Source organism: Tenacibaculum crassostreae (assembly GCF_964512405.1).
In the GTDB taxonomy this organism is placed as follows: domain Bacteria; phylum Bacteroidota; class Bacteroidia; order Flavobacteriales; family Flavobacteriaceae; genus Polaribacter; species Polaribacter crassostreae.
The window spans coordinates 179,946-206,125 of record NZ_CAZELE010000006.1 but is presented as its reverse complement, the minus strand read 5'-3'; the positions used below and the strand labels follow the sequence as shown (position 1 = coordinate 206,125).

Annotated in this window: 24 protein-coding genes and 1 tRNA gene; 15 read left to right on the top strand and 10 right to left on the bottom strand. The window is 31.9% G+C overall.

Going from position 1 to position 26,180, the window contains the following annotated elements; translation table 11 throughout:
- Window positions 1–6 precede the first annotated feature (6 nt).
- A complete protein-coding gene (locus ACKTST_RS08970) occupies window positions 7–303 on the top strand; it encodes a DUF721 domain-containing protein (protein WP_408047422.1) in 297 nt (98 codons plus the stop codon).
- Window positions 304–442: 139 nt separating this feature from the next.
- On the opposite strand, the gene ACKTST_RS08965 is transcribed toward ACKTST_RS08970, so the two are convergent.
- On the bottom strand, window positions 443–1,132 hold the full coding sequence (locus tag ACKTST_RS08965; RefSeq protein WP_408047421.1) for a hypothetical protein: 690 nt from the start codon (window positions 1,130–1,132) through the stop codon (window positions 443–445).
- Between the two features lie 185 nt (window positions 1,133–1,317).
- Entirely contained in the window at window positions 1,318–1,737 is a 420-nt protein-coding gene (locus ACKTST_RS08960; protein WP_028892988.1) for a nucleoside-diphosphate kinase, read from the bottom strand.
- A gap of 109 nt (window positions 1,738–1,846) precedes the next feature.
- On the opposite strand from ACKTST_RS08960, the gene ACKTST_RS08955 reads away from it, so the two are divergent.
- The 5 genes from ACKTST_RS08955 (at window position 1,847) to ACKTST_RS08935 (ending at window position 5,863) form a co-directional block, all read left to right on the top strand.
- Window positions 1,847–2,875, top strand: coding sequence for a DHH family phosphoesterase (locus tag ACKTST_RS08955; RefSeq protein ID WP_408047420.1), 1,029 nt, complete (start codon window positions 1,847–1,849; stop codon window positions 2,873–2,875).
- The gene (gene gldI / locus ACKTST_RS08950) at window positions 2,865–3,395 is read left to right on the top strand and encodes a gliding motility-associated peptidyl-prolyl isomerase GldI (RefSeq protein WP_408047419.1); all 531 of its coding nucleotides are present in this window, start codon (window positions 2,865–2,867) and stop codon (window positions 3,393–3,395) included. The genes ACKTST_RS08955 and gldI overlap by 11 nt, the downstream gene beginning before the upstream one ends.
- Window positions 3,396–3,402: 7 nt before the next feature.
- Window positions 3,403–4,167: an FKBP-type peptidyl-prolyl cis-trans isomerase gene (locus tag ACKTST_RS08945; RefSeq protein ID WP_408047418.1), complete on the top strand. Its 765-nt coding sequence runs from the start codon at window positions 3,403–3,405 to the stop codon at window positions 4,165–4,167.
- A gap of 71 nt (window positions 4,168–4,238) precedes the next feature.
- On the top strand, window positions 4,239–5,288 hold the full coding sequence (locus tag ACKTST_RS08940) for a peptidylprolyl isomerase (protein WP_408047417.1): 1,050 nt from the start codon (window positions 4,239–4,241) through the stop codon (window positions 5,286–5,288).
- A 2-nt stretch (window positions 5,289–5,290) separates the two neighbouring features.
- Window positions 5,291–5,863 carry a phosphatase PAP2 family protein gene (locus ACKTST_RS08935; protein WP_408047416.1) on the top strand — a complete coding sequence of 191 codons (573 nt, stop codon included), beginning with the start codon at window positions 5,291–5,293 and terminating at the stop codon, window positions 5,861–5,863.
- Between the two features lie 103 nt (window positions 5,864–5,966).
- Here the strand turns inward: ACKTST_RS08935 and ACKTST_RS08930 are convergent.
- A tRNA-Ser gene (locus ACKTST_RS08930) sits at window positions 5,967–6,051 on the bottom strand.
- A gap of 283 nt (window positions 6,052–6,334) precedes the next feature.
- Between ACKTST_RS08930 and aroC the strand changes: the two genes are divergently transcribed.
- The 3 genes from aroC to ACKTST_RS08915 are packed head-to-tail and all read left to right on the top strand — an operon-like array spanning window position 6,335 to window position 8,580.
- Entirely contained in the window at window positions 6,335–7,396 is a 1,062-nt protein-coding gene (aroC, locus tag ACKTST_RS08925) for a chorismate synthase (protein ID WP_408047415.1), read from the top strand.
- Between the two features lie 51 nt (window positions 7,397–7,447).
- Window positions 7,448–7,981, top strand: a complete 534-nt coding sequence (locus ACKTST_RS08920) for a Crp/Fnr family transcriptional regulator (RefSeq protein WP_408047414.1) — start codon at window positions 7,448–7,450, stop codon at window positions 7,979–7,981.
- Between the two features lie 56 nt (window positions 7,982–8,037).
- Complete coding sequence (locus ACKTST_RS08915) at window positions 8,038–8,580, top strand: DinB family protein (RefSeq protein ID WP_408047413.1); 543 nt, start codon at window positions 8,038–8,040, stop codon at window positions 8,578–8,580.
- 56 nt (window positions 8,581–8,636) lie between these two features.
- Here ACKTST_RS08915 and ACKTST_RS08910 read toward each other — a convergent pair whose 3' ends face one another.
- The 5 genes from ACKTST_RS08910 to tsaD form a co-directional block, all read right to left on the bottom strand.
- On the bottom strand, window positions 8,637–10,271 hold the full coding sequence (locus tag ACKTST_RS08910; RefSeq protein WP_408047412.1) for a pyruvate dehydrogenase complex dihydrolipoamide acetyltransferase: 1,635 nt from the start codon (window positions 10,269–10,271) through the stop codon (window positions 8,637–8,639).
- A 3-nt stretch (window positions 10,272–10,274) separates the two neighbouring features.
- Window positions 10,275–11,270, bottom strand: coding sequence for a pyruvate dehydrogenase (acetyl-transferring) E1 component subunit alpha (pdhA, locus tag ACKTST_RS08905; RefSeq protein ID WP_408047411.1), 996 nt, complete (start codon window positions 11,268–11,270; stop codon window positions 10,275–10,277).
- Window positions 11,271–11,403: 133 nt separating this feature from the next.
- Complete coding sequence (locus ACKTST_RS08900) at window positions 11,404–12,078, bottom strand: hypothetical protein (protein WP_408047410.1); 675 nt, start codon at window positions 12,076–12,078, stop codon at window positions 11,404–11,406.
- 64 nt (window positions 12,079–12,142) lie between these two features.
- Window positions 12,143–12,808, bottom strand: coding sequence for a M15 family metallopeptidase (locus ACKTST_RS08895; RefSeq protein WP_408047409.1), 666 nt, complete (start codon window positions 12,806–12,808; stop codon window positions 12,143–12,145).
- A 40-nt stretch (window positions 12,809–12,848) separates the two neighbouring features.
- Window positions 12,849–13,877, bottom strand: coding sequence for a tRNA (adenosine(37)-N6)-threonylcarbamoyltransferase complex transferase subunit TsaD (gene tsaD, locus ACKTST_RS08890; protein WP_408047408.1), 1,029 nt, complete (start codon window positions 13,875–13,877; stop codon window positions 12,849–12,851).
- A gap of 227 nt (window positions 13,878–14,104) precedes the next feature.
- Here tsaD and ACKTST_RS08885 point away from each other — a divergent pair, with 227 nt between their 5' ends.
- The 5 genes from ACKTST_RS08885 (at window position 14,105) to ACKTST_RS08865 (ending at window position 23,106) form a co-directional block, all read left to right on the top strand.
- Window positions 14,105–18,457, top strand: coding sequence for a translocation/assembly module TamB domain-containing protein (locus tag ACKTST_RS08885; protein WP_408047407.1), 4,353 nt, complete (start codon window positions 14,105–14,107; stop codon window positions 18,455–18,457).
- A gap of 11 nt (window positions 18,458–18,468) precedes the next feature.
- Complete coding sequence (locus tag ACKTST_RS08880; protein ID WP_408047406.1) at window positions 18,469–19,392, top strand: DUF368 domain-containing protein; 924 nt, start codon at window positions 18,469–18,471, stop codon at window positions 19,390–19,392.
- 33 nt (window positions 19,393–19,425) lie between these two features.
- Window positions 19,426–20,433, top strand: a complete 1,008-nt coding sequence (locus tag ACKTST_RS08875; protein ID WP_408047405.1) for a DUF368 domain-containing protein — start codon at window positions 19,426–19,428, stop codon at window positions 20,431–20,433.
- Window positions 20,414–21,175 carry a shikimate dehydrogenase family protein gene (locus ACKTST_RS08870; protein WP_408047404.1) on the top strand — a complete coding sequence of 254 codons (762 nt, stop codon included), beginning with the start codon at window positions 20,414–20,416 and terminating at the stop codon, window positions 21,173–21,175. Before ACKTST_RS08875 ends, ACKTST_RS08870 begins: the two co-directional genes overlap by 20 nt.
- 86 nt (window positions 21,176–21,261) lie before the next feature.
- Entirely contained in the window at window positions 21,262–23,106 is a 1,845-nt protein-coding gene (locus ACKTST_RS08865) for a DUF349 domain-containing protein (RefSeq protein WP_408047403.1), read from the top strand.
- A 57-nt stretch (window positions 23,107–23,163) separates the two neighbouring features.
- Here ACKTST_RS08865 and ACKTST_RS08860 read toward each other — a convergent pair whose 3' ends face one another.
- A complete protein-coding gene (locus tag ACKTST_RS08860) occupies window positions 23,164–23,565 on the bottom strand; it encodes a hypothetical protein (RefSeq protein WP_408047402.1) in 402 nt (133 codons plus the stop codon).
- A 24-nt stretch (window positions 23,566–23,589) separates the two neighbouring features.
- Window positions 23,590–25,257, bottom strand: a complete 1,668-nt coding sequence (locus ACKTST_RS08855; protein WP_408047401.1) for a M1 family metallopeptidase — start codon at window positions 25,255–25,257, stop codon at window positions 23,590–23,592.
- Window positions 25,258–25,349: 92 nt separating this feature from the next.
- Here ACKTST_RS08855 and ACKTST_RS08850 point away from each other — a divergent pair, with 92 nt between their 5' ends.
- On the top strand, window positions 25,350–26,150 hold the full coding sequence (locus tag ACKTST_RS08850; RefSeq protein ID WP_408047400.1) for an SDR family oxidoreductase: 801 nt from the start codon (window positions 25,350–25,352) through the stop codon (window positions 26,148–26,150).
- The last annotated feature ends 30 nt before the right edge of the window (window positions 26,151–26,180 follow it).

The window sequence follows — 26,180 nt, the reverse complement described above, 5'->3', positions numbered from 1 at the left end:
TATAAAATGGCAAAGAGAGAAAACGACAGTTTTTCGATAAAAGATTTAATGGGAAATTTTATTCAAGAGAATAACTTGAAAAAAGGCTTTCAAAAAAAGCATATTGAAGAAGCTTGGGAAAAGTTACTAGGTGCTGGTGTGACATCATATACCAGTGAAGTTAAATTGCAAAACGGCACTTTAATTGTACGTTTGTCTTCTTCTGTATTAAGAGAAGAGTTGAGCTATGGTAAAGAGAAAATTATTCGAATGATAAATGAAGAAATGGGTGAGGAGTTGGTGAAAAAACTGATGTTGGTGTAATTTTTGATGTTTCACTATCGGTTTGGATATGATTTCGTTGTGAAGAAATTCGGCAGAATTTCGGAGTAGGAATCGTAGCTTGTATAAAAGTAATGTTTTTTCATTTAGTTAACCAACAAGCAATGGATTATAGCCGTTGTTACCTGCTGGCTTTTTCTTTCAGTTCATCAAATTCCTTTTCAGTTAGGATTTCTGTTAATTCTAATTCAATAGTTGTTCCGTTTGGATGATATCTTTGGTATTTTACCATTCCAATTCCCTTTGCATAATAGGTAAATTGATAAAATTCATAGTTCTGGTCATTTTCGAGTGACTTAATCTCGTATTCATCCTTAAACTTTAAAGTTGAGTATTCAGTTCCGCTAACAGTTATATTTTCAAAACCACTTTTAGTTCGTTCTTTTATGAATTGCTCATTTCCATACTTTGGACTCGTATATTTTACTGAATAAATATATTTATTATTGTCATTCCATTTATAAACATCTTTATCGACTATTGTTCCGGAAATACGTGTATTTTGCCCATTGTCATTAACCTCAAAATCTGCGTAGCGAATTATTTGCGCTCCATCAGTTTTTAGTTCTTCTTCGAATATATTATAAAGTCTAAAATCAGTAGTGAAAGATTCGGTCATAATTTTATTCGTTTTTGGGTTTGTAGTTACCTTCCAATATTCTATATTCTTCGGACTGTTTTTGTCAACGTATTTGTAAACTTTGATTTCCTTTTTTGTTCCTATTTGATAATAATAATCTTTGAAATTTTCTTGTGCAGAGCAACTTGAAATAATTAATATTAAAATCAGAAGTGTAATGTTTTTTGTCATTCTTAATATTTGTTTTTAGCTTGCAGGTAATGGTCAAGATATCCTTCGTTTTAATGATGAGATATCGTCCGATAGCGAAGTTAGTTTTTTAAATGTTAATTATCAAGAGGAGAAAAACTTTAGTTTATAAAAAAACTCGCTACATTTCTGTAACGAGTTTTATATAATTTCTTTTTAGCAAAGAATTAAAACATTTCTCTACCAGAAAAGTGAAAAGCACCTTCGATAGCAGCGTTCTCATCAGAGTCAGAACCGTGTACAGCGTTCTCACCGATAGAAGTAGCGTATAGCTGACGGATAGTTCCTTCAGCAGCTTCAGCTGGGTTTGTAGCACCGATTAAAGTTCTAAAATCTTCAACAGCGTTATCTTTTTCTAAAATTGCAGCGATGATTGGTCCACGAGTCATAAACTCTACTAATTCACCAAAGAAAGGACGCTCGCTGTGTACTCCGTAAAAAGTCTCAGCATCACGCTTAGTCATTTGAGTTTTTTTCATGGCTACGATTCTAAATCCCGCAGCATTAATTTTTTCTAAAATTGCCCCAGTATGTCCGTTTTCAACAGCATCTGGCTTAATCATTGTAAAAGTTCTATTTGTTGCCATTATTATAATTTTCTGTAGTTTATGTATGTATATTTTTTGCCTTTGCGGCTTCGCACAAATCGGCGCGAAATTACATATTTTTTTTAATTTAATTGTATATTCGCCGTTTATGATTTTAAAACACTTTACAGAACTACAGCAATTTTTATCACAACCTAGAAATATAGTGATTATTGGTCATCGTAATCCGGATGGAGATGCGGTAGGATCTACCTTAGGATTAAAACATTATTTTGATAAGAAAGGACACACGACACAAGTGTTAATGCCGAATGAATATCCAGAGTTTTTACATTGGATTCCGGGTTCTGAAACGGTAAAACGTTTTGATCGTCAAAATACCCAATCGGTTAAAGCGTTAGGGAAATCAGATATTATTTTCCTACTAGATTTTAACGCATTGCATAGAGTAGGAAGCGATATGCAAAATACCTTAGAGCAATACGAAAATGATTTTGCTTTGATAGATCATCACCAGCAGCCTGATGATTTTATGTATATGTATTCAGATACATCTATGTCTTCTACCTGTCAAATGGTGTATAATTTTATAGAAATGATGGGAGATGTTGTGTTGATTGATAAAGATATTGCTACTTGTTTGTATACAGGAATTATGACCGATACAGGTTCGTTCCGTTTTCGTTCTACAACCAGTACAACACATCGAATTATTGCCGATTTAATTGATAAAGGTGCTGAAAACGATAGAATCCATAGCAATGTACACGATGCAAATTCGTATAACAGATTGTTGCTGTTAGGACAAGCTTTGAGTAATATGAAAGTATTACCTGAATTTAAAACAGCTTTTATAACCTTATCAGAAGAAGAGAAAAAACGTTTTAATTACGAAAAAGGCGATACAGAAGGAGTTGTAAATTATGCATTATCTTTGAAAGGAATTGTATTTGCAGCTATTTTTATAGAGGATGAAGAACAAGGAATTGTAAAAATATCATTCCGTTCAAAAGGAAAGTTTTCTGTAAATCAATTTGCACGTAATTATTTTAATGGTGGTGGTCATGATAACGCTGCAGGAGGTAAAAGTGAACAAAGTATGGAAGATACGATTGCACAGTTTAAATCGTTATTATCTTCGTATAAACAAGAACTAGAAAACTCGTATGAAGGATAAGGTAGTCTTTTTTCTGTTAATTATTTTTGTTGCAATTTCTTGCAAAGAACCAGAAGCAAGAAGACCAAAAAAGCATGCAACAACAAATTTTTATCAAGAAGTTCTTAAAGAAAATAAAAAGTTAAACGAACTAGAGAAGAGTCGTTTAGAAAAGTGGATTGCTCAAGACACGATTAAGCAATATAAAATTTCACCTAACGGTTATTGGTATTATTACGAAACTAAAGATACTTTAGATTTGGCTACTCCAAAACCAGAAGATGTTGTATTATTGTCGTACGATATTACAGCTTTAACAGGCGAAATTCTGTATGAAAAGAAAGAAAGAAGCTATAAAGTAGATAAAGAAGATTTTATTCCTGCGTTACAAGACGGAATAAAGTTGATGAAAAAAGGAGAAACTATTACATTTGTAATTCCGTCATATAGAGCCTTTGGGGTAACAGGAGATGGAAACAAAGTAGCTGTAAATCAGCCAATACAAAGTACAGTAACATTAATCGATATAAAATCAAAATAAATAAACAATGAAATTAACTAATATCTTAGCAGCTACAGTGGTAGGTTTATCAATTGTATCTTGTAGTAATGGTCAGTTTAAAGAAAAAAGTTCATTAGCAACAGAGGTAGATACTGTAAGCTATGCTTTAGGTTTAGACATGGCTAATAAAATTAAAATGAATTTTGATGAAATGGATCAAGATTTATTCGTTCAAGGATTTAAAAACGGAATGGATTCTACGAACTTATTAGTTGAATCTAAAGATATCAATAATATTTTAAGAGCATTTTTTCAAAAGAAGCAACAGGAGAAAATGAAAAAAATGCAAGAAGAACAAGCTAAAAAAGCAGAGGTTGAATTTGGAGATAACAAAAAGGCAGGAGAAGAATTTTTAGCAGCTAACAAAACAAAAGACGGAGTTAAAACTACCGATAGTGGTTTACAATATATCGTATTAAAAGAGGGTGAAGGTGAGATGCCTAGTGCAACTTCTAGAGTTAAAGTTCACTACCATGGAACTTTAACAGACGGAACTGTATTTGATAGTTCTGTTGATAGAGGAGAGCCTTCTGAGTTTGGAGTTAACCAAGTTATTAAAGGATGGACAGAAGGTTTACAGTTAATGAAACCAGGAGCAAAATACAAGTTCTTCATTCCTCAAGAATTAGCTTACGGAGCACAACAAAGAGGTAAAGATATCAAGCCTTTTTCAGCTTTAGTTTTTGAAGTTGAATTATTAGAAGTGTTATTAGAGCAAGGTCACTCAAAAGGAGACGGACACGGACACTAAAAAAGATTAAATTCGTATATTAAAAAACATCAACATAAAACGTTGGTGTTTTTTGTTTAAAACCCCAAAACATGAAAGTTTTTAAGTATTTATTAGTCGTACTTTTAGCAGTAGTATCGTGTAAATCTGCCAAATATGCCGATTTAGAAAACGGATTGTATGCAGATATTCAAACAAATCAAGGAGACATTTTAGTAAAGTTGTTTGAAAAAGAGGTACCAATGACGGTAGCTAATTTTGTAGCTTTAAGTGAAGGTACACATCCTAAAATGACAGATTCACTAAAAGGAAAACCTTTTTATGACGGAACTAAATTTCATCGAGTAATCAAAGATTTTATGATTCAAGGAGGTGATAAAACTGGTACAGGTAGTGGAGATGCTGGTTATGTTTTTGCAGATGAATTTCCAATGGATGAAAACGGAGAGTTTTTATACAAACACGATGGTCCAGGAGTAATATCAATGGCAAACTACTCGAGACCTGTAACCAATTCAAGTCAGTTTTTTATCACTCATAAAGCAACTCCTTGGTTAGATGGTGGTCATTCAGTATTTGGTCGTGTTTTAAAAGGACAACCAGTGGTTGATACGATTGAGAAAGGTGACTACATCAAAAAAGTTGAGATTTTAAGAATTGGAGATAAAGCAAAAAAGTTTAATGCGGCATCGGTTTTTGAACATGAACTAGAAAATGTAGAGAAGAAAGAAGCTGAACGCAAACAAAAGCTTGAAGAATTAAAACAAAAGTATCAAAAAGAGCAAGGAATCAACGAGGCTACTACAACTAATTCAGGATTAAAAATCTTATCCTTACAACAAGGAAAAGGTAAAAAAGTTAATCCTGCACTTCCAACTACAGCACATTACACATTGTATTTAGCAGATGGAAGAAGAATAGATTCAAGTATTGATAAAGGTGAGCCTTTTGTTTTTACAATTGACAATGAAAAGTATCCGTTGATTGCAGGATTTAAAGAAGGTTTAAAAACGATGAGTGAAGGAGATAAGGTTCGTTTATTTATTCCATCGTATTTAGGATACGGAGATGTTAAGTTTGGACCTATTCCTGGGAAATCAGATTTAATTTTTGAAGTAGAAGTGTTAAAAGTAGGTAAGTAGTTTTGATAGAAAATATTATACAAAAAGATAAAGAGCTTCTTATTTATCTTAATAACTTAGGGAGTGAACAATGGGACGGTTTTTGGTTTGCAATAACAAATCAATTTTCTTGGACACCATTGTTTGCTTTTGTACTCTTTTTAGTATTCAAAAAGTTTGGATGGAAAAAAGGAGTTTTTACATTGTTGTTTATAGCTGTTGTCGTTGCTTTTTCCGATCAGTTTACCAATCTAGTTAAAAATACTACAGAAAGATTAAGACCGTGTAATACTGAAGGTGTAAAAGAATATTTGCGCCAACTTTCGTATAGACCAAGAAGTTTTAGCTTTTGGTCGGGTCATGCAGCATTATCTACAACGATAACAACTTTTATGATTTTGCTTTTGAGAAAGCATTATAGGTTGATTTATCTAATGGTTTTATTCCCATTATTGTTTGGGTATAGTAGAATTTATTTAGGAGTACATTTTCCTGTGGATATTACTACAGGGTATTTAGTAGGAATCATCTTAGGGAATTTGTTCTATTGTTTGTATTTGTTCTTAGAGAAGAAAATAGGATTCTTAAATAAATAGAGATTAATAAACATAATATGAAATCAAAAAAAGCTTACAAAATCGTAAGCTTTTTTTCTTTAATCCCCTAAAAAAAAATCCGAAGCTTATCGCTTCGGACTTGCGGAGAAAGAGGGATTCGAACCCCCGGTCCTGTTACAGACAACGGTTTTCAAGACCGCCGCATTCGACCACTCTGCCATTTCTCCTGACTGCCTTATCAGGTATTTCCTGATTGCGGATGCAAATATATGACCTTTTTTCAATTCAAAAAAAGATTTCAACTACTTTTTTTTAGTTTTTTTATAATTGAAATTTTTGCTATTTATAACGCTTTTACTATCAATAAGTTCGAGTGAGATGTGAAAAAAAAGTTTTTTACTTAGTAACCAAAAGCCTTTATGTAAAACAGTAGTTTTTTAGATAAAATACCATTTTAAATAGTGGCTTTTTATTTAAAATAACTCTACCTTCGTCTTAAAATAGCATAATATGTTTAATTCGTTTGGTAATATATTAAAACTAACTACTTATGGGGAATCTCATGGAGTAGCAATAGGAGGTGTTATTGACGGTTTTCCTGCAGGAATGAAAGTAGATTTTGAAGCAATTCAATATGAATTAGATCGTCGTAAACCAGGTCAGTCAAAAATAGTAACTCAACGTAAAGAACCAGATACTGTTGAATTTTTATCGGGTATTTTTGAAGGTGTTACTACTGGGGCTTCTATTGGTTTTGTAATAAAAAATACGAATCAAAAAAGTAAAGACTATAATCATAATACAGATGTGTATCGTCCTTCACATGCTGATTTTACCTACGATAAAAAATACGGAATCAGAGATCATAGAGGAGGCGGAAGAACTTCAGCTCGTGAAACAGCCAATTGGGTAGTTGCAGGTGCCTTAGCTAAACAATTAATTAATCATATTAACATTAATGCATTTACATCTTCGGTTGGTGATGTTTTTATTAATAAACCTTATCAAGAATTAGATTTTTCTAAGACTGAAAGTAATATTGTTCGTTGTCCAGATGAAAAATCTGCAGAAATAATGATTGATAAAATTAACGAAATTCGTAAAGCAGGTGATACTATTGGAGGCACAATTACTTGTGTTGCTCAAAATGTACCTGTTGGTTTAGGAGAGCCTATTTTTAATAAGCTGCATGCAGAATTAGGAAAAGCAATGTTGTCGATTAATGCCGTAAAAGGTTTTGAGTTTGGTAGTGGTTTTTGTGGAGCAAAGATGCAAGGTTCTGAACATAATGACATTTTTAATCCTGACGAAACAACACAGTCTAATTTGTCAGGAGGAATTCAAGGAGGAATTTCAAACGGAATGGATATTTACTTTCGTGTAGCGTTTAAACCTGTGGCTACAATCATGCAAAATCAAGCGACTATAAATTCAAAAGGAGAAGCGACCGATATTCATGGAAAAGGACGTCATGACCCTTGTGTAGTTCCTAGAGCTGTTCCTGTTGTAGAAGCGTTAACAGCTCTGGTATTGGCAGATTTTTGGTTGCTAGATAAAATGAGGAAAATATAATAAGAAGCTGAACTTAGTTCAGCTTTTTTGTTTACAAAAATTTAAAAAAAAATGAACTTTTATCAAAAGCTTTTAGAAATTCTAGAACCTAACTGGGAAAAAGAAATTGTTCTTATAAGAAATGAGTATTTAGTAAATAAATTAGAAATAAATACTGATTTATATTTAGTAGAAGAAGGTAGTTTACGAGTGTTTATTGACGACGAAGAGGAAGAGCATACGATTCGGTTTGGATATAAAAACTCGATTATAACTGCACTAGATTGTTTTCTTACTGATAAACCAACCGAGTTTTATATTCAAACATTGAAAAGATGTAAGTTAAAAATGATTTCTAAAAAAAGTTTTAATCAACTGATGCAATTTTCTAAAGAAAATAAAAAAGTTTGGGAACAACTTTTGCAAAGTTTTGTATACCAACAAATAGAACGAGAAATAGATTTGATAACGTATTCACCACAAAAAAGGTTTGAAAGAGTTTTAGAAAGAAGTCCGCAAGTGTTTCAAGAAATTCCATTGAAATATATAGCTTCCTATTTACGAATGACACCAGAAACATTGTCTAGAATTTTAAAAAACTCTTGATTTACCTCAAGAATTATGAGTTTTAAAATGTTCAATTTTGAATAAAATATTTAAGAATGGTTTTTAAAGCAGAAGAATTATTAAAAGAGTTACAGCAATTAGTAAATTCTCATATCGAGTTTACAGAATCGTTAAATAAACTTTCAGAAATTGATTTACAGAAAAAAGAGAACGAGAAATCTTGGTCGGTAGTAGAGTGTTTAGAACATTTAAATTTATATGCTGCTTTTTATAATAAGGAAATAGAAAAGCAATTACAGAACTCTAAAATACCAAAGTCAGATGAGTTTAAATCAGGGTTTTTTGGGAATAAATTTGCGTTAGATATGCTTCCGAGGGAAGGAATGAAAACGATGAATACTTTTAAAAGTAAAAATCCAATTTATTCAAAATTGAATACCAAAGAGGTTGTTAATAATTTTGTAAATAACCAGAAAAAGTTGGTTGAATTATTAGAGTTAGCTGAAGAAAAAAACGTAACAAAAATTAAAACAGCGATAACACTTCCGTTATTAAAATTCAGGTTAGGGGATACGTTTCGGTTTGTGATTTATCATAATGAACGTCATATAGTACAAGCAAAAAAGTTATTGAAATAAAAAAGCTCACCGAAGGTGAGCTTTTTTATTTGTAAATTATTTTATTGAAATGAAAACTAAGCTAACATAGTAACAGGGTTTTCAATATACGTTTTTAATGTTTGTAAAAACTGAGCACCAACAGCACCGTCAACAGTTCTGTGGTCACAAGCTAAGGTTAATTTCATAGTGTTACCCACAACAATTTCTCCGTTTTTAACCACTGGTTTTTGAACAATTGCACCTACCGATAAGATAGCAGAGTTAGGTTGGTTGATGATTGAAGTAAAACTTTCAATACCAAACATTCCTAAGTTAGAAACCGTAAAAGTACTTCCTTGCATTTCTGCAGGAGTAATTTTCTTAGTTCTAGCTTTACCTGCTAAATCACGTACAGCAGCACCAATTTGTGTTAAACTTAAAGTATCAGTATGTTTTACTACAGGAACTACTAAACCTTCATCAACAGCTACGGCAACCCCTACGTTAATATGACTGTGGAATAATGTGTTATTATCCGTCCAACTAGTATTTACTTGTGGATGCTTTTTTAATGCCATTGCACATGCCTTTACTACCATATCGTTGAAAGATATTTTAGTGTCAGGAATAGCGTTGATGGTTTTGCGTGAAGCCATCGCATTGTCCATATCTACTTCAATATTTAAGTAGAAGTGAGGAGCAGAGAATTTAGAATTGCTTAATGCTTTAGCAATTGCTTTACGCATTTGAGAATTCTTAACTTCTGATGTGCTTTCCTCACCAGCAATTGCAAAATTAGTTACAGCTGATGGAGTAGATGTACTTGCTGCTACAGGTGATTCAACTTTAGCAGCTGGAGTGTAGTTTTCTACATCTTTTTTAATGATACGTCCGTTTTCTCCAGAACCTTTAACGTCTGCTAAATTAATCCCTTTGTCTTTTGCTATTTTCTTAGCTAAAGGAGACGCGAATATTCTTCCTCCGTTATTATTTGATACAGTTGCTACAGGAGTAGCTACTGTTTCTGTTTTCTTTTCTTCAGTTGCTTTAGGAGCTTCTTCTTGTTTTTCATTAGAAGTAGAGCTTGTTAAAGTACCCGATTTGTGCGCTTCTACTAATGAAGAAACATCAGTTCCAGCTTCACCTATAATAGCTAATAAACTATCTATAGGAGCACTTTCTCCTTCTTGAACTCCTATATGTAATAAAGTTCCTTCGTTAAAAGATTCGAACTCCATTGTAGCTTTATCAGTTTCAATCTCAGCTAAAATATCGCCTTCTTCAATTGTATCACCTACGTTTTTTAACCAAGAAGCAACAGTACCTTCTGTCATTGTATCACTCAAACGAGGCATAGTAACAACTTTTACTCCTTCAGGAATAGTAGTGCTTGTATTTGCAGGTTTAGCTTCTTCAGTTTTTGGAGCTTCCTCAGTTTTTGTTTCAACTGGAGCAGAAGTGTTTCCATTTAATAAACCAGAAATATCTTCACCTTCTTCACCAATAATAGCTAATAAGCTGTCAACAGGAGCAGTTTCACCTTCTTGAACACCAATGTGTAATAATGTTCCTTCGTGAAAAGACTCGAATTCCATCGTAGCTTTATCAGTTTCGATTTCAGCTAAAATATCGCCTTCTTCAACTTTGTCTCCTACATTTTTTAACCAAGAAGCTACCACTCCTTCTTCCATCGTATCGCTTAAGCGAGGCATATTTATAATTGTTGCCATAGTTTACTTAGATTTTATGAATGGGTAATCTTCTTGTTCGTATACCATATCGTATAATTGATTTAATTCTGGATATGGAGATTCTTCAGCGAATTTTTCACACTCCTTAACTAAATCTTTTACTTCTTTATCAATTGCTTTGATTTCATCTTCGGTAGCATAATTCTTCTCTTTGATGATATCTAAAACTTGAGTAATAGGGTCTATTTTCTTGTACTCTTCAACTTCTTCTTTCGTACGGTAATGTTGCGCATCAGACATTGAGTGACCTCTATAACGATACGTTTTCATTTCTAAGAAAGTTGGTCCGTCACCTCGACGAGCTCTTTGAATTGCTTCATCCACAGCTTCGGCAACTTTAATAGGATTCATTCCATCTACAGGCCCACAAGGCATTTCATATCCTAAACCTAATTTCCAAATGTCAGTGTGATTTGCAGTTCTTTCAACTGAAGTTCCCATTGCGTATCCGTTGTTTTCAACAATAAATATTACAGGTAACTTCCAGTTCATTGCCATATTAAAGGTTTCGTGTAAAGAACCTTGACGTGCAGCTCCATCACCAAAATAACATAAAGTAACCGCATCGCTACCTTTGTATTTGTCTCCAAAAGCGATACCAGCACCTAAAGGAATTTGTCCACCTACAATTCCGTGACCACCATAAAAACGGTATTCTTTAGAGAAAATATGCATAGAGCCACCCATACCGTGTGAAGTACCAGTTGCTTTACCATATAATTCTGCCATAACACGTTTTGGGTCCTCTCCCATACCAATTGGTTGCACGTGGTTACGGTATGCAGTAATCATTTTATCTTTAGTCAAATCCATAGCATGTAATGAACCTGCTAAAACAGCCTCTTGACCGTTATATAAGTGTAAAAAACCTCTTACTTTTTGTTGAATATAAACAGCTGCTAGCTTATCTTCAAACTTTCTCCAAAATAGCATATCTCTATACCAGTTGATATAGGTTTCTTTGGTGATTTTCTTCATTATATATTAGTTGTTTATTTTAAAGTTTGCTTGTTACAAAACGTAGCTACAAAAGTAAGTAGTTTTTAGTAATTTAAAAAAAGTTAAGGTTAAAAGTTCTGGAAAGAATTTTTAAAATAAAAAAAGTAGAAAATTATTTCTCTTTAGCAACAATTATAGTTGCTTTTGCGCCCGTAGCTAAATTCCATTCGTTTGATGAAATTAACATGCCTGTATCGTTATAAATTTTAAATGCAGCGGTGTTGGGACCTGAAGTTCCTTGGTTTAGCGCAACAATTTCAATAGTATTGATTCCTTCATCTAAAGGAATATTAAAAGATTGAAATCGTTGTTGAAGTGTGAGGTTGGTAACAACAGGTATATTGTTAATGTAGATAGTAACTCTATCTCCGTCAGGGTATTGGTAATCTCTACAAATAATATTTACACTACCACCTTTTGTACTGAAACTTCCTAGATCTTGATCGATTACAGGGTATTGATAAGCCCCGTTGATTTTTTTGAAGGCTTTTAAATATTGTTCTTCAGCTAATTTAGCTTTTGTTAAAATGCCTTTGTTTTCTAAATCACGTTGAGCTTGTTGTTTTTGTTGCTCTTCTTGTTGTTTCTGATGTGCAGATTTAAAACCATCATCATTACTAAAACCAATAACTTCTGGTTTTTTTACTTCTTTAGCAGGAGCAGCAATAGCTCCAAAAGAAGAATTTCCTTTGTTTTTACCGCTAGAAGAACCATCTAATTGAGCGAAGCTGTTAGATGTAATGCCAAGAGCTAAAAGAAAAAAAAGTAATTGTATGTTTTTTGTCATTGCAAATAAATCTAAGCAAATATAATGCCGATTTTATTTTTCAATCTAAATAAAGCGTTAAAAATTAGTTTATCGAAAAATCAAAATAAGTTTTAGGAAAAGGTTCATTTTTTAAAGTAAAATGCCACCACTCATTTGTGTAAGGTTTAAAACCGTGTTTGCGCATTATTTGTTGCAATAATTGTCTGTTTTCTTTCTGTTGTTCAGTAAGGTTTTGATAAGTAATATGAGATGAAATCCCAAAGAAATCGTAAGGGCTACCCATGTCTAATTCTTTTCCAGTTTTTAAATTGATAATAGTTAAATCTACTGTACTTCCTCTTGAATGTCCAGATTTTGAAGCTATATATCCTTGGTTAAATAATTGACGTTTATCTACATCAGGGTAGTATTCTTGTTTCATAATTGTGTCGTTCAAAACACGAGCCCATTTAACGAAATGATCTACGGCTCTTTGCGGACGATACGCATCGAATATTTTTAATCCTAAGTTTTTTGTAGCTAATTCGTTTTGAACTTTATTTAAAGCTTCAGCGGTAACTGTAGTTACGATTAATACGTTTTCGTTGTATCCGGTGATAGAACTACCGATAAAATTGTTTTCGTAGCAATATCGTAAGTCACTTTTTATAGTAGGAACAAGTTCTTTTACGTAAGAAAACCCCTTGGGTAAGTTTTGAGACTGAATTACTGATGAAGTAACTAGTAAAAAAGTTAAAATCCATTTCATACGGTAAATGTAACAAAATGGATTTTAAGCTAGAAATGGATTATTCTGTAACTTTTAAACGTGCTTGTGCAGTAACTGAAATGTCAGAATAATCGTTGTTTAAATATTTTAAATAACCAGCAATGGCAATCATGGCAGCGTTATCGGTTGTGTATTCAAATTTAGGAATGTAGGTTGTCCAACCCCAATGATTTTCGGCTAAAGTTAAGCGTTTTCTAATTTCAGAATTAGCAGAAACACCACCAGCAATAGCTATATGTTTAATGTTAGTTTGTTTAACGGTGTTTTTTAGCTTATCCATCAATATTTCAATAATAGTGTGTTGAATTGATGCACAAATATCATTTAGGTTTTCTTTGATGAAGTCCGGATTTTCTTTTGTGTTTTTTTGAATGAAATACAAAATTCCTGTTTTTAAACCGCTAAAACTAAACTCTAAATTACCCACTTTTGGTTTGGTAAATTTAAAAGCTTTAGGATTTCCAAGTTGAGCGTATTTATCAATTAAAGGACCCCCTGGGTAAGGTAGTCCTAATATTTTGGCAGATTTATCAAAAGCTTCACCTACAGCATCATCAATAGTTTCACCTAAAATTTCCATTTCAAAATGATTGGTGATTTTTACAATTTGCGTATGTCCGCCACTAATGGTTAAACAAACAAAAGGGAAAGGAGGGATTTTACTACCTTCTTCATCTATAAAATGCGCTAAAATATGCGCTTGCATATGGTTTACATCAATCAAAGGAATGTTTAATCCTAAAGCTAAAGATTTCGCAAAAGAAGTTCCTACAAGTAGTGAGCCCATTAACCCTGGACCGCGAGTAAATGCAATTGCATTTAAATCGTTTTTAGTAATACCTGCTTGCTCTATAGCTTGTTGCACAACAGGAACAATGTTTTGTTGATGCGCTCTTGAGGCTAACTCAGGAACTACCCCTCCGTATTTCGCATGTACTTCTTGGTTGGCAACAACATTGCTTAATACTTTTCCGTTGCAAATTACCGAAGCACTTGTGTCATCACAAGAACTTTCAATACCTAATATGTAAATGTTATTTTTACTCAAATCATTTCGATCTTTAGATTGCAAAAATATTCATAATGCGTTAGATTTTCGTTAAAATTGATATTTCTTTAAAATAAGGCAACATTTTTGCAGTTTGCTCATTACTTTTGTTAGTTAAAGCATAAAAAGAAGAAATCATAAAAAAGGCAGGTAAAATAGCGGTAAGAATAGTAAAGTACGCGGTGCTTTTTTTATTGTTGCTTTTTATTTTGCTGTCGCTTCCTTTTGTGCAAAGTAGAATAGCGAAGCAAGCTACGAATTGGGTTAATAAAGAATTTAATACCAATATTGTTGTTAAGAAAATTGATTTATCGTGGTTTGGTCAAGTTCAGTTAAAAGAAATTGAAATTAGAGATCATCATAAAGACACACTAATTTTTGTTAAAAATCTTACTACTTCAATATCAAATGTAAAACGAGTACTTGACAATAAAGTTGATTTAGGTGAAGCTTCTTTAAGCGGAATTCATTTTCATATGAAAACTTATAAAGGTGAAAAAGACGATAACATGGCGGTTTTTGTTGATAGTTTTGAAGATGGTAAGCCTAGAGATAGTTTGTCAAATCCGTTTATTTTAAAAAGTGATAAAATTGTATTAGACGATTTAACGTTTAAGTTGATGGATGAAAACAAAGAAGAATTACTTCAGTTTTCAGCTGTTGAAGGTGGCGGGGAGTTACAAGGTTTTTCAATTGTTGGACCAGATGTTTCTATGAAAATTAGAAATATGCATTTTATTGAAAATAGAAATGTAAAGGTGTCAAATTTATCCACCGATTTCACCTACACAAAATCTGCTATGGATTTTAAAGAAATGCTGCTTCAAACCGACAATAGTTCTAAAATTCAAGGAGATGTTAAGTTTACTTATAATCGAAAAGATTTTGCAAATTTTAATGATAAAGTAAAAATTAAAGCAGCGTTTAAAGAAAGCGTAGTTTCTGTTAAAGATTTAAACAAGCTTTATAATGAAATAGGAGGGCATGATCTTTTGTATTTGAGCGGAAATATAAACGGTGTTCTTAACAATTTTAGTGCTAATAATGTTCGAATTCATTCAAAAGGAGGAATGCGAATAATCGGCGATATGGGCTTTTTAAACGCACTAAATACCGATAGAGGTTTTGTGTTTGATGCCGATTTAGATAATCTAACTGCAAATTACTTTCAATTAAGAAATGTACTGCCAAATTTATTAGGTAAAACGTTACCAACTGAATTTCAAAGATTAGGAACTTTTACAATGACTGGATTGGTAAAAGTTACTCCAGATCAGATGGATGCTACCTTATCGGTAAAATCTGAAATTGGAACTACTATTTCTGACTTACAATTAACGAATATTGATAATATTGATGAAGCAGAGTATACAGGTGAAGTTGAATTTAAAAATTTTGATTTAGGAGTTTTTGCTAACGATCCAGTTTTAGGAACAGTCTCTTTAAAAGCTGATGTAAATGGTAGTGGATTCAATGTAGATAATGTCAATACAACCATAATAGGTAAGGTAAGTAGCTTATATTTTAAAGGATATGAGTACAAGAACTTACAAGTTAATGGGCAGTTTCAAAACAAAAAATTTGATGGATTATTAAATGCTGAGGATGATAACTTTAGATTGAAATTTGAAGGGTTAGCAGATTTTTCATCAGAAATAAATAAGTTTGATTTTATAGCAAATGTTGATAGAATAGATTTAAAAAAGACAAATCTTTTTACACGTGATAGTATTGCTGAACTTAAAGGAAATATCAATTTAAATATTTCAGGAAACACTCTTGATGATATTGTAGGTAAAGCAACGTTTAAAAACTTAGTTTATACTAATCAAATAGATAGTTATTCTTTCAAGAATTTTGAAGTTAATTCATCGGTTAAAGACAGTATAAAAACAATTGAAGTTAACTCAGAAGATATTGTTAAAGGACACTTAAAAGGTAAGTTTACTTTTGAAGAGTTGTTGCCAATTACACAAAATGCACTTGGTAGCGTGTACACAAATTATCGTCCGCATAAAGTAGCTCCAAATCAATTTTTAGATTTCGATTTTACGATTTACAATCAAATTATCGGTGTTTTTTTACCAAATATTTCAATAGGAAGTAATACAAGATTAAAAGGGCGAATAAATTCTGATAAAAACTCATTAAAGTTAACGTTTGAATCGCCAGAAATAAACGCGTATAAAAATATTATTGAAGGCGTGGTTTTAAGGATGGATAATAAGAACCCGTTATATAACACCCATTTAACAGCTAATAAAATAAATACTGAATATTATAACATTGAAAAGTTAAACCTCTTAAACAGAACACAAAATGATACGTTGTTCTTTAAATCTGTTTTTAAAGGAGGAAAAAATTATGCAGAGAATTTTAACTTAGATTTCTTTTATACGATTAACGAGTTTCAAAAATCGGTGGTAGGTGTGCAAAAATCGACGTTGCATTATCGCGGTTTTGACTGGATGATAAACCCTAAAGAAGATAAAAACAACAAGGTAACTTTTAATTTAAACAAGAACGATTTTACCATTAGTCCGTTTGTTTTTAAATCAGGAGAGCAACAAATTAACTTTAAAGGTATTGTTAAAGACAGTACTTATAAAGATTTACAGGCTAATTTTGATAAGGTAAAACTTGCAAGTTTTTTACCACCTATAGATAGTTTAAAACTAGATGGAAAGCTAAACGGAAAGTTAGATTATAAACAAGAACAAGGAACGATAATTCCGAAAGGAAATTTATATGTTGAAAATCTTCATATCAATGATTATTCTCAAGGAAACTTAATCTTAGATGTTGAGGGAGATAATTCTTATGAAAAGTACAATGTAAATCTTTCATTAGAGAGTGAAAAAGCAAAAAACATTTCGGCAAAAGGAATGGTTGATTTGTCAGCAAAAAGACCAACAATAAATTTAGACGTATCCCTAAAAGAATATGATATATCGGCGTTTAGCCCTTTAGGAGAAGATGTTTTGTCAAGGTTAAGAGGGCAAGTTTCTGGAGATTTTACAGCCAAAGGATTTTTAAGAAATCCCGATTTTGATGGAAGTTTAAAATTTGAAAATGCAGGATTAGCGTTTCCTTACTTAAATGTCGATTTTGATTTAGAAGGTGATACCAAAGTTGTTTTAGATAAACAAGAATTTATTTTTAAAGATCTTATTTTAAAAGATACTAAATACTTTACTGAAGGAGATTTTTCGGGTAGTATCGCACATCAAAACTTTAAAGACTGGTATTTGAATTTTGATATTAATACGCAAAATTTATTAGTACTAGACACTCAAGAAACAGAAGAATCTGCCTATTATGGAACAGGATTTTTAAATGGAGAAGCTAAAATTAGGGGACTTACTAGTAATTTAGATATTGACGTAAATGGTAAAACAAATAAAGGAACTGTATTTGTAATTCCGTTAAGTGATGTTAAAACAATTGATAATTACAAGCTTATCCGTTTTAAAACAGGAAAAGAAGAAGAGCAAGCTGGAGGCAGAATTATTAAAGATATTAAAGGTTTAGATTTAAAACTGAATTTGGCAGTGACGAAAGATGCTGTTGCGCAAGTTGTGATTGATAAAGTCTCTGGAAGTGAGTTAAAAGGAAGTGGAGAAGGTAATTTATTTATTGATATTGATACTCGTGGAAAGTTTAAAATGTTTGGAGATTTTACAGTAGATAACGGTTTTTATAACTTTAAATACGCAGGTATAACAAAACCATTTATTGTTCAAAAAGGAGGAACTATTTCTTGGAACGGAGATCCGTATGATGCTGAATTAGATATTACTGCTGTTTACAGAACGAAAGCAAATCCAGCACAGTTGTTAGATAACATCAATTCCAACCGTAAAATCCCAATTGATTTATATACCAAAATTACTGGTGGATTGTTTAGTTCAACACAAGAATTCGATATTAAAATTCCGAACGCCAACTCTACGGTGGCATCTGAGTTAGAATTTATTTTGAACGAAAATGATTTGAATACCAAAATGCAGCATTTCTCATTCCTATTAGCATTTGGTACATTTTATAACCCTGAAGCCATCGGTACAAGTGCAAGTTCTGGAATTACGGGTACAGCATCAGAAATAGCATCAAGTATTTTAACAAACATGTTAAATAGCGATGGGAATAAATTCCAATTAGGAGTTGGATATACACAAGGTGATAGAAGTAATGTAAATAATCTAAATTCAGATGATCAGGTAGATGTTTCTGTTTCTACTCAATTAAGTGATCGAGTTTTAGTAAACGGTAAGGTAGGAGTGCCAGTTGGGGCAAATACACAAACCAGTGTTGTAGGTGAGGTAAAAGTTGAAGTGTTGTTAAATGAAGAAGGTAGCTTAAGAGGAACGGTGTTTAATCGTCAAAACGAAGTGCAATATTCTACAGAAGAAGAAGGATATACTCAAGGTGTTGGTATTTCATATCAAGTTAATTTTAATAACTTGCGCGACCTTGGTAAAAAATTAGGATTAGCTAAAGATAAAAAAGAAGTAAAAAAAGATACGCTTCCAAAAAAGAAGAAAAGCTTAATAAACTTTAAATCAAAAGAAGAAAAATAACCAAACTTTTTATGAGTAGAACAAGTAAAGATTACTTGGTAATCATGTTAAAAGGAATTGCTATGGGAGCTGCCGATGTTGTTCCTGGCGTTTCAGGAGGTACCATTGCATTTATTTCAGGTATCTATGAAGAACTCTTAGGTTCAATTAGCAATATAAATTTAAAGTTGTTAAAAACCTTACGAGATGAAGGGTTAAAGCAAGCATGGAAACAAGCAAACGGTAACTTTTTAGCAGCGTTATTGACTGGTGTTTTTGTAAGTATCGTCTCTTTAGCGAAAGTGATTTCTTGGTTGTTAGCAAATCACCCTATTTTGGTATGGTCTTTTTTCTTCGGATTAGTTTTAGCAAGTGTTATTTATATAGCAAAGCAAGTAACAAAATGGAATGTAATTTCTGTGTTCTTGCTCTTTTTAGGAGCTGCGGTAGCTTATTATATAACTACATTAAACCCGTTAGTTTCTGAAAATTCATCGATGTTGTTTATGTTTTTAGCAGGAGCTATTGCTATATGCGCTATGATTTTACCAGGTATTTCAGGGTCTTTTATTTTAGTGCTTTTAGGAGCTTATAAACCTGTTTTAGCAGCGGTTAATAACCGTGATTTTACAACAATAGCTGTGGTTGCTGTTGGTGCGGTAATTGGTTTGTTGTCGTTTTCAAGAGTTTTAAAATACTTGTTTGAAAATTATAAAAACTACACTTTAGTATTGTTAACAGGATTTATTATTGGTTCGTTAAATAAAATTTGGCCCTGGAAAAAAGTGTTAACATATCGCACAAACTCTCATGGAGAGCAAGTTCCTTTTAATGAGCTATCAATTTCACCCTTTTCATTTGAAGGAGATTCTCAATTATTGTATGCTTCAATGTTAGCTATTGTAGGTTTCGGGTTGATTTTATTACTTGAAAAAATAGCAGTAAAAAAGCAATAGAAAATAAGTAACTTAGCGTTCTAATCAAACAAAATGTATAAAGAGCGTACGCTACTACAAAAAATAAATCTTTTTTTGAAAGGACTTGTAATGGGAGGAGCCAACAAAGTACCTGGGGTTTCTGGGGGAATGGTGGCTTTTGTTATGGGGTTTTACGAAGAACTCATCTATACTTTTCAAAGAATTAATTTAAAGGCGTTTAAACTCTTATTTAACGGTCGCTTTAAAAGTTTTGCTAACTACACGAACTTACAATTTTTGGTTTGGGTAATGGCGGGTAGTATGTTTAGCTATTTCAGTGTTTCTTTAGTGTTAGATTTTTTTCTGAAAAATTACGAATTGTATGTTTGGTCGTGGTTCTTCGGAATGATAATCGGCTCGATTTATTATATCTCAAAAGATTTTGGCGACTGGAATTATAAAACAATCATAGCTTTAATTGTTGGAGCGTCAATAGGAGTTTCTATTAGTTTTATGACACCAGCTACCGAAAACGACAATCTTTGGTTTGTTTTTCTATGCGGAATTATAGGGGTATCTGGGATGACGTTACCAGGGCTTTCAGGGTCATTTATTTTGATTTTGTTAGGAAATTACGTGTTGCTATTAGTTGATAGCGTTAACGTTTTAGGAAATGTAATTACAAATTTAGTGTCAGGTAATTTGGAAGTTTTACAAGATGAGGTTAAAGTTCGATATTTAAAAATAATAGGAGTTTTTACAGCAGGTTCAGCATTCGGGTTGGTTTCTATTTCGCATGTATTAGGGTATGTTTTAAAAAAATGGCATCAAATAGTTACGGCTGTTATTATCGGTTTTATTGCAGGATCTTTAGGTGTTGTTTGGCCTTGGAAAGAAACAGTTTATAAAACAAAAAACGAAACCTTTTTGTTAGATCAAAACGGAAATAAAATTATCGAAAATTATCAACGATATATTCCAGATTTTAACAATCAAGAAACGTGGATTTCAATAGGATTTATTATTATTGGAATCTCATTAATCTTAATTATTGGTTTTTATGACAGAAAAAGAAAGTAAGCATTTGTATGCTTTAGTAGGAAAGAATATTTCTTACTCATTTTCTCGAGGATACTTTACTGAAAAGTTTGAGAAACTAGATTTAAAAGATCATAAATACATCAATTTTGATATTGATTCAATACATGAATTACCTCAAAAAATAAAAGACAACAAGAAAAGATTGAAAGGAATGAATGTTACCATTCCTTATAAGTTAGAAGTTTTTAATTTTTTAGATAGAATCGATAAAAAAGCAAGAAAAGTAGGCGCAGTAAATACCATAAGAATTTCTAAAAAAGGAAGGTTAAAGGGATTCAATACTGATGTGTACGGATTTAAAAAATCATTAAAACCTTTATTGAAAAAATATCACAAAAGAGCTTTAATTTTAGGAACAGGAGGAGCATCAAAAGCAGTGGCTTTTGTATTAGAAGAATTAGAGATTAAGTATAAGCAAGTGTCGAGAAATCCAGAAGGGAAAAAGCAAATTTCTTATCAAGATCTTACTGAAGAGATGATAAATACACATCAGCTTATTATTAATTGCACTCCGTTGGGAACGCATCCAAATATTAATAACTGTCCTGATATACCATACGAACTTATTTCAGAAAAACATTTGTTGTACGATTTAATATACAATCCTTCAGAAACCACTTTTTTAAAGAGAGGAAAAGAAAAAGGAGCTAGTGTAAAAAACGGATTAGAAATGTTAGAGTTACAAGCAGAAAAAGCTTGGAAAATATGGAACGAAAAGTAATTCGTCAAAACACAAAATAAAGTTTGGTATTCTCTAAGAATCCGTATCTTTATAATCTAAATTTAAGGAACTTAAACATTGTAGATATGTTAGAAAATAACGAAGAGAAAGTAGAAAAGCCTAAAACCGAAGAACAATTAAAATCAAGTAAAGAAACTGAGAGCGCAGTTAACGAAGTAGAAAACGAAGTTGCGAATGAATCTGAAAAAGCAGATGAAAAGCACGAAATTCCTATGCTTGATTACGACTCTATGGAGTTGGATAAATTAGTTAGCGAGTTAAAATCACTTTTAAAAAATTATCCAATTCAGCAACTAAAATCAAATGTTGATGCTATAAAAACAGCGTTTAACTCAAAGTTCGGAGCTTTATTGGCAGAAAAAAAAGCGGCTTTTTTAGCTGAAGGTGGTAATTCTATCGATTTTCAATTTTCTAGTCCTGTAAAAACTGAGTATAATAAATTACTTAGTGAATATAAATCTAAAAGAGATGCTTACTATTCTCAGTTAGAAAAACAATTAAAAGAAAACTTAGAAAGAAGAAATAATTTAATTGAAGAGTTAAAAACTTTAATTAAGAATGCTGATCCTAAAACAATGTATAACGATTTTCAAGAAATTCAAAATCGTTGGAAAAATATAGGTCCAGTACCAAAAACTAAGTATAACGATACATGGAGAACTTACCATCATCATGTAGAGCGTTTTTACGATTTACTTCACTTAAATAAAGATTTTAGAGAGCTTGATTTTAAGCATAACCTTGAAGAAAAACTTCGCTTAATAGAAAGAGCAGAAGCTTTAAATGATATTGAAGATGTAAATATTGCTTTTAAAGAATTGCAAGAATTACATCGTTTATGGAAGGAAGAAGTAGGTCCGGTTTCTAAAGAGCATAGAGAGGATGTTTGGGGTAAGTTTAGTGAAGCAACTAAGAAAATACACGATAAACGTCATCAACACTTTAGAGAATTAAAATCTAAGTATCAAGAAATGATTGATGCTAAGTTAGCTGTAGCTGCTGAGATTAGTGCTTTTGATACGTCTAAAAATAACACACATAACGACTGGCAAAAGAGTATTGTAGCGATAGAAAAACTACGTAAAAAATACTTCGATATAGGAAAATTGCCTTATAGTAAGAGTGAAGCAGTTTGGCAAGAGTTTAAAGCTGCGACAAAAAAGTTTAATACTGCAAAAAATGCTTTTTATAAAAATGAAAAAAGCTCACAAAACGATAATTTAAAAAGAAAGATTGAGTTAGTAGAACTTGCAGAAAGTTTAAAAGATAGTGAAGACTGGAATGAAACTACTAACACAATGAAACGCATCCAATCAGATTGGAAAAAGATAGGTCATGTTCCTCGTAAATTTTCTGATGATATTTGGAAACGCTTTAAGAATGCTTGTAATCATTATTTTGATAGATTACATGCAGTAAAAAACGAACAGAATAAAGAGCAAATAGCTGTTGTAGAAGCTAAAAAAGAGTTTATTGAGCAAGTTAAATCTGCAGAAATAAAAACTATTGAGGATGTTCAAAATACATTAACAGATTGGAGAGGTTTAGGAGCTTTACCAAGAAACGCTCGTCATTTGGATGAGAAATTCAATAAAGCGATGGATGCTCACCTAGAAGAATTAAATCTGAATAGGGTTGATGTAGAAATGATGAAGTTTAAAAACGTTGTTGACACTTATTTATCTCAAGAAGATTATAGAAAGTTAGATAGCGAACAATTCTTTATCAGAAAAAAGATTGATGAAACAGTTCGTGAAATGCAACAATTAGAGAATAATTTGAGCTTTATTTCTAATGCGACTGAAGATAATCCTTTAGTAAAGAATGTTCGTAAAGGAATAAATGAATTTAAAGATCAATTAGACCTTTGGCAAGAAAAACTAGATTATTTAAAAAGGTTAGATTACTAAACGTGATTTAATTTTAATGATATAAAAAAACTCGAATCTAATTAGATTCGAGTTTTTTTATATTATTTTTTTCGATGTTTTAAATTCTATGATTGAAAGAGTGCAAACAACAATGCTTTCAATCAAAATGTATATCCATCCAAATTTAGTAACATTATTATAATGGTAAAAAGTCATACTAATTGATAAACAACAATATAAAATGTTTGCAAAAGCAATCCACTTTAGTAAATGTTTTTGTTTGGGTTTTTCTTTGTGATAACTATAAAAATCTAACAAAGAAAATATTATAGGAAAACTAGCTAAAAAATAAAGAGTCTTGACAGGAATTCCAAAAATATATTTTAGCTTAACTAAGACAAAACCTAATAGAAAACTAGAAAATAAAGCGCCTATTCCGTCTATTAAAAATAACTTCTTTGGATGTGAACTAAAATATTCAACTAATTTTATAATCATTAAAGAATGTTAATGTGTTTTAAATTATAGAGCTTTCGAATTGATATAAAAATTATCATCGACTTCCATATTATTACCTTTTATCTCTTTTGTCTGCCAGTTTTCAGATGGATGTAAAACTTCTGTTTCTCCATCAATAATAACTTTTAAAGGCATGTTAAACCCTTCTACTACATTGTTCCAACGGTATTTTAAGGTATTGTTTTTAATTTGATATTCAAATTCAGGGATATTAATTGTACGTAAATATTGGTCAAAAACTTTAGTTAAATCAACTCCAGAATTTTCGGTAATATAGTTTTCAATTTCTTGAGTAGTAACTGTTTTATGATAAAACTCTGTGTTTAATCCACGTAAAATTTGTCGCCATTTTTCATCATCATTTACTAGTTGACGAATGGTATGCAACATGTTTGCTCCTTTGTAATACATATCGCCAGAACCTTCATTATTTACGTTATAGTTTCCAATAATTGGAATGTCATTCTGAATAGATGCTCGTGTACCAATAACATAAGCAGCAGAAGCTTCTTTACCGTAATAATAATCTAAAAATAAGTTTTCAGAGTATGCAGTAAAACTTTCATGAATCCACATATCAGCAATGTCTACGTTTGTAATATTGTTGGCAAACCATTCATGACCAGCTTCATGAATAATAATAAAATCGAATTTTAATCCCCAACCTGTACCTGATAAATCGCTGCCTAAATACCCATTTTTATATTGATTTCCATAAGTAACAGAACTTTGATGCTCCATACCTAAATAGGGAACTTCCACAAGTTTAAATCCGTCTTTGTAAAAAGGGTATTTACCAAACCAATGCTCAAAAGCTTTCATCATTTTAGGAGCATCTTTAAATTGCTCTTTTGCCTTTTCAAGATTATCTCGCAATACGTAATAGTCCATGTCTAATTCGCCAGCTTCCCCTTGATGTTTTTCAGAAAAATGAACATAATCTCCAATGTTAACGTTTACTCCGTAGTTGTTAATCGGATTATCTACAAACCAATGATAAGTGGTTGTATTATCGTTGTGTTGTTCAATATTTCGTAGGCGACCGTTTGAAACATCCATTAAATTTTTAGGCACACGAACGCTAATAGCCATACTATCAACTTCGTCGTACATATGATCTTTATTAGGCCACCAAACACTTGCTCCTAAGCCTTGGCAAGAAGTAGCTACAAAATGCTTTCCGTTGTTGTCTTTTTTCCAAGAAAAACCACCATCCCAAGGAGCTCTAACGGCTTCTTTAGGGTTTCCTTCATAATAGACATCTAGTGAATGTATTTCTCCTATTTTTTGAGTTGATTTTAATTGAATGAAATGTGCATTTCCTTCAGAAACAACTTCTAAACTTTCATTGTTTTGAGTAATCTTCGTGATTTTTAAAGGAGGTTGTAAATCAATTTGTAATACTTGATGAGGTTTTAAAACCTTGTATTGTACAGTGTTTTTTCCTTTGATAAATTTTCTGTCTGGGTCAACAGATACATTTAGGTGGTAATAAGTTAAATCCCACCAAGATCTTTCTTGAGTGATTGATCCGCGAAGCGTATCTTGACGTGTAAATTGTTCGTTTTTTGAAAATAAAGCTGTTTTTTGAGCTGTAGTTTTTGCGCATCCAGCAAAAAATAAAGCGAATGTTGTGATATAAAATGAGGCGAAAAAAGTTTTTCTAAGCATAGTGTTTGTTCTTGATAGATAAAAAGCTAAGATAAGTTTTTAAAGTTTTTTTATTGAGGGTAACTTTAAGATATTTGCTTAAAATTATAAGAATGTCTAAAACAGTTTTTATTACAGGAGCTTCTTCAGGAATAGGAAAATCAATAGCAATGTATTTGTATAATAAGGGTTATGCGGTAGTAGGTACAAGTAGAAACCCTAACAAGGTTGAGGTTCCGTTTCAAATGGTAGCTTTGGATGTTACAAACCAAGAAACCATAAGAACTGCTATAGCAGAAGCAATAGAAAAGGTTGGTAAGATTGATGTGCTTATAAACAATGCTGGAAAAGGAATTACAGGTCCGATTGAAGATACACCAACTGATGAAATGAAAGAAAACTTCAATACTAATTTTTTTGGAGTGATAGATGTAATTAAAGAAGTGTTACCGTATATGCGTGAGCAAAAAGGCGGGTTAATAATCAATACAACATCTATTGCTGCTTATATGGGGTTGCCATTTAGAGGGATTTATTCTGCGAGTAAAGGAGCTTTAGAGTTGGTTACAGAAGCATTGAGTATGGAGGTAAAACAGTTTGGAATTAATGTTGTAAATGTTGCTCCGGGTGATTTTGCTACGAATATTGCTGCTGGAAGATATCATACACCAGTTTTTGAAAATTCAGCATATAAAGAGAAATATGCTGAAAACTTAGCATTGATGGATACTCATGTTGATTCAGGTGCAGATCCAATAATCATGGCAAAGGCAATCCATCAAATAATAGGAAATAAAACCCCTAAAATTCACTACAAAGTTGGCGGATTTATGGAGAAGTTTTCAATAGTATTAAAAAGAATTTTACCTGATAAAGTTTACGAAAAACTCTTAATGAATCATTATAAGTTGTAAATTCGCAACGTTACAGATAATACAAGCTAT

Excerpts from the sequence above, each read along its gene's own strand:
- ACKTST_RS08970 (WP_408047422.1), top strand. The coding sequence starts at position 7 with ATGGCAAAGAGAGAAAACGACAGTTTTTCGATAAAAGATTTAATGGGA.
- ACKTST_RS08965 (WP_408047421.1), bottom strand. The coding sequence starts at position 1,132 with ATGACAAAAAACATTACACTTCTGATTTTAATATTAATTATTTCAAGT.
- ACKTST_RS08960 (WP_028892988.1), bottom strand. The coding sequence starts at position 1,737 with ATGGCAACAAATAGAACTTTTACAATGATTAAGCCAGATGCTGTTGAA.
- ACKTST_RS08955 (WP_408047420.1), top strand. The coding sequence starts at position 1,847 with ATGATTTTAAAACACTTTACAGAACTACAGCAATTTTTATCACAACCT.
- gldI (WP_408047419.1), top strand. The coding sequence starts at position 2,865 with ATGAAGGATAAGGTAGTCTTTTTTCTGTTAATTATTTTTGTTGCAATT.
- ACKTST_RS08945 (WP_408047418.1), top strand. The coding sequence starts at position 3,403 with ATGAAATTAACTAATATCTTAGCAGCTACAGTGGTAGGTTTATCAATT.
- ACKTST_RS08940 (WP_408047417.1), top strand. The coding sequence starts at position 4,239 with ATGAAAGTTTTTAAGTATTTATTAGTCGTACTTTTAGCAGTAGTATCG.
- aroC (WP_408047415.1), top strand. The coding sequence starts at position 6,335 with ATGTTTAATTCGTTTGGTAATATATTAAAACTAACTACTTATGGGGAA.
- ACKTST_RS08920 (WP_408047414.1), top strand. The coding sequence starts at position 7,448 with ATGAACTTTTATCAAAAGCTTTTAGAAATTCTAGAACCTAACTGGGAA.
- ACKTST_RS08915 (WP_408047413.1), top strand. The coding sequence starts at position 8,038 with ATGGTTTTTAAAGCAGAAGAATTATTAAAAGAGTTACAGCAATTAGTA.
- ACKTST_RS08910 (WP_408047412.1), bottom strand. The coding sequence starts at position 10,271 with ATGGCAACAATTATAAATATGCCTCGCTTAAGCGATACGATGGAAGAA.
- pdhA (WP_408047411.1), bottom strand. The coding sequence starts at position 11,270 with ATGAAGAAAATCACCAAAGAAACCTATATCAACTGGTATAGAGATATG.
- ACKTST_RS08900 (WP_408047410.1), bottom strand. The coding sequence starts at position 12,078 with ATGACAAAAAACATACAATTACTTTTTTTTCTTTTAGCTCTTGGCATT.
- ACKTST_RS08895 (WP_408047409.1), bottom strand. The coding sequence starts at position 12,808 with ATGAAATGGATTTTAACTTTTTTACTAGTTACTTCATCAGTAATTCAG.
- ACKTST_RS08880 (WP_408047406.1), top strand. The coding sequence starts at position 18,469 with ATGAGTAGAACAAGTAAAGATTACTTGGTAATCATGTTAAAAGGAATT.
- ACKTST_RS08875 (WP_408047405.1), top strand. The coding sequence starts at position 19,426 with ATGTATAAAGAGCGTACGCTACTACAAAAAATAAATCTTTTTTTGAAA.
- ACKTST_RS08870 (WP_408047404.1), top strand. The coding sequence starts at position 20,414 with ATGACAGAAAAAGAAAGTAAGCATTTGTATGCTTTAGTAGGAAAGAAT.
- ACKTST_RS08865 (WP_408047403.1), top strand. The coding sequence starts at position 21,262 with ATGTTAGAAAATAACGAAGAGAAAGTAGAAAAGCCTAAAACCGAAGAA.
- ACKTST_RS08860 (WP_408047402.1), bottom strand. The coding sequence starts at position 23,565 with ATGATTATAAAATTAGTTGAATATTTTAGTTCACATCCAAAGAAGTTA.
- ACKTST_RS08855 (WP_408047401.1), bottom strand. The coding sequence starts at position 25,257 with ATGCTTAGAAAAACTTTTTTCGCCTCATTTTATATCACAACATTCGCT.
- ACKTST_RS08850 (WP_408047400.1), top strand. The coding sequence starts at position 25,350 with ATGTCTAAAACAGTTTTTATTACAGGAGCTTCTTCAGGAATAGGAAAA.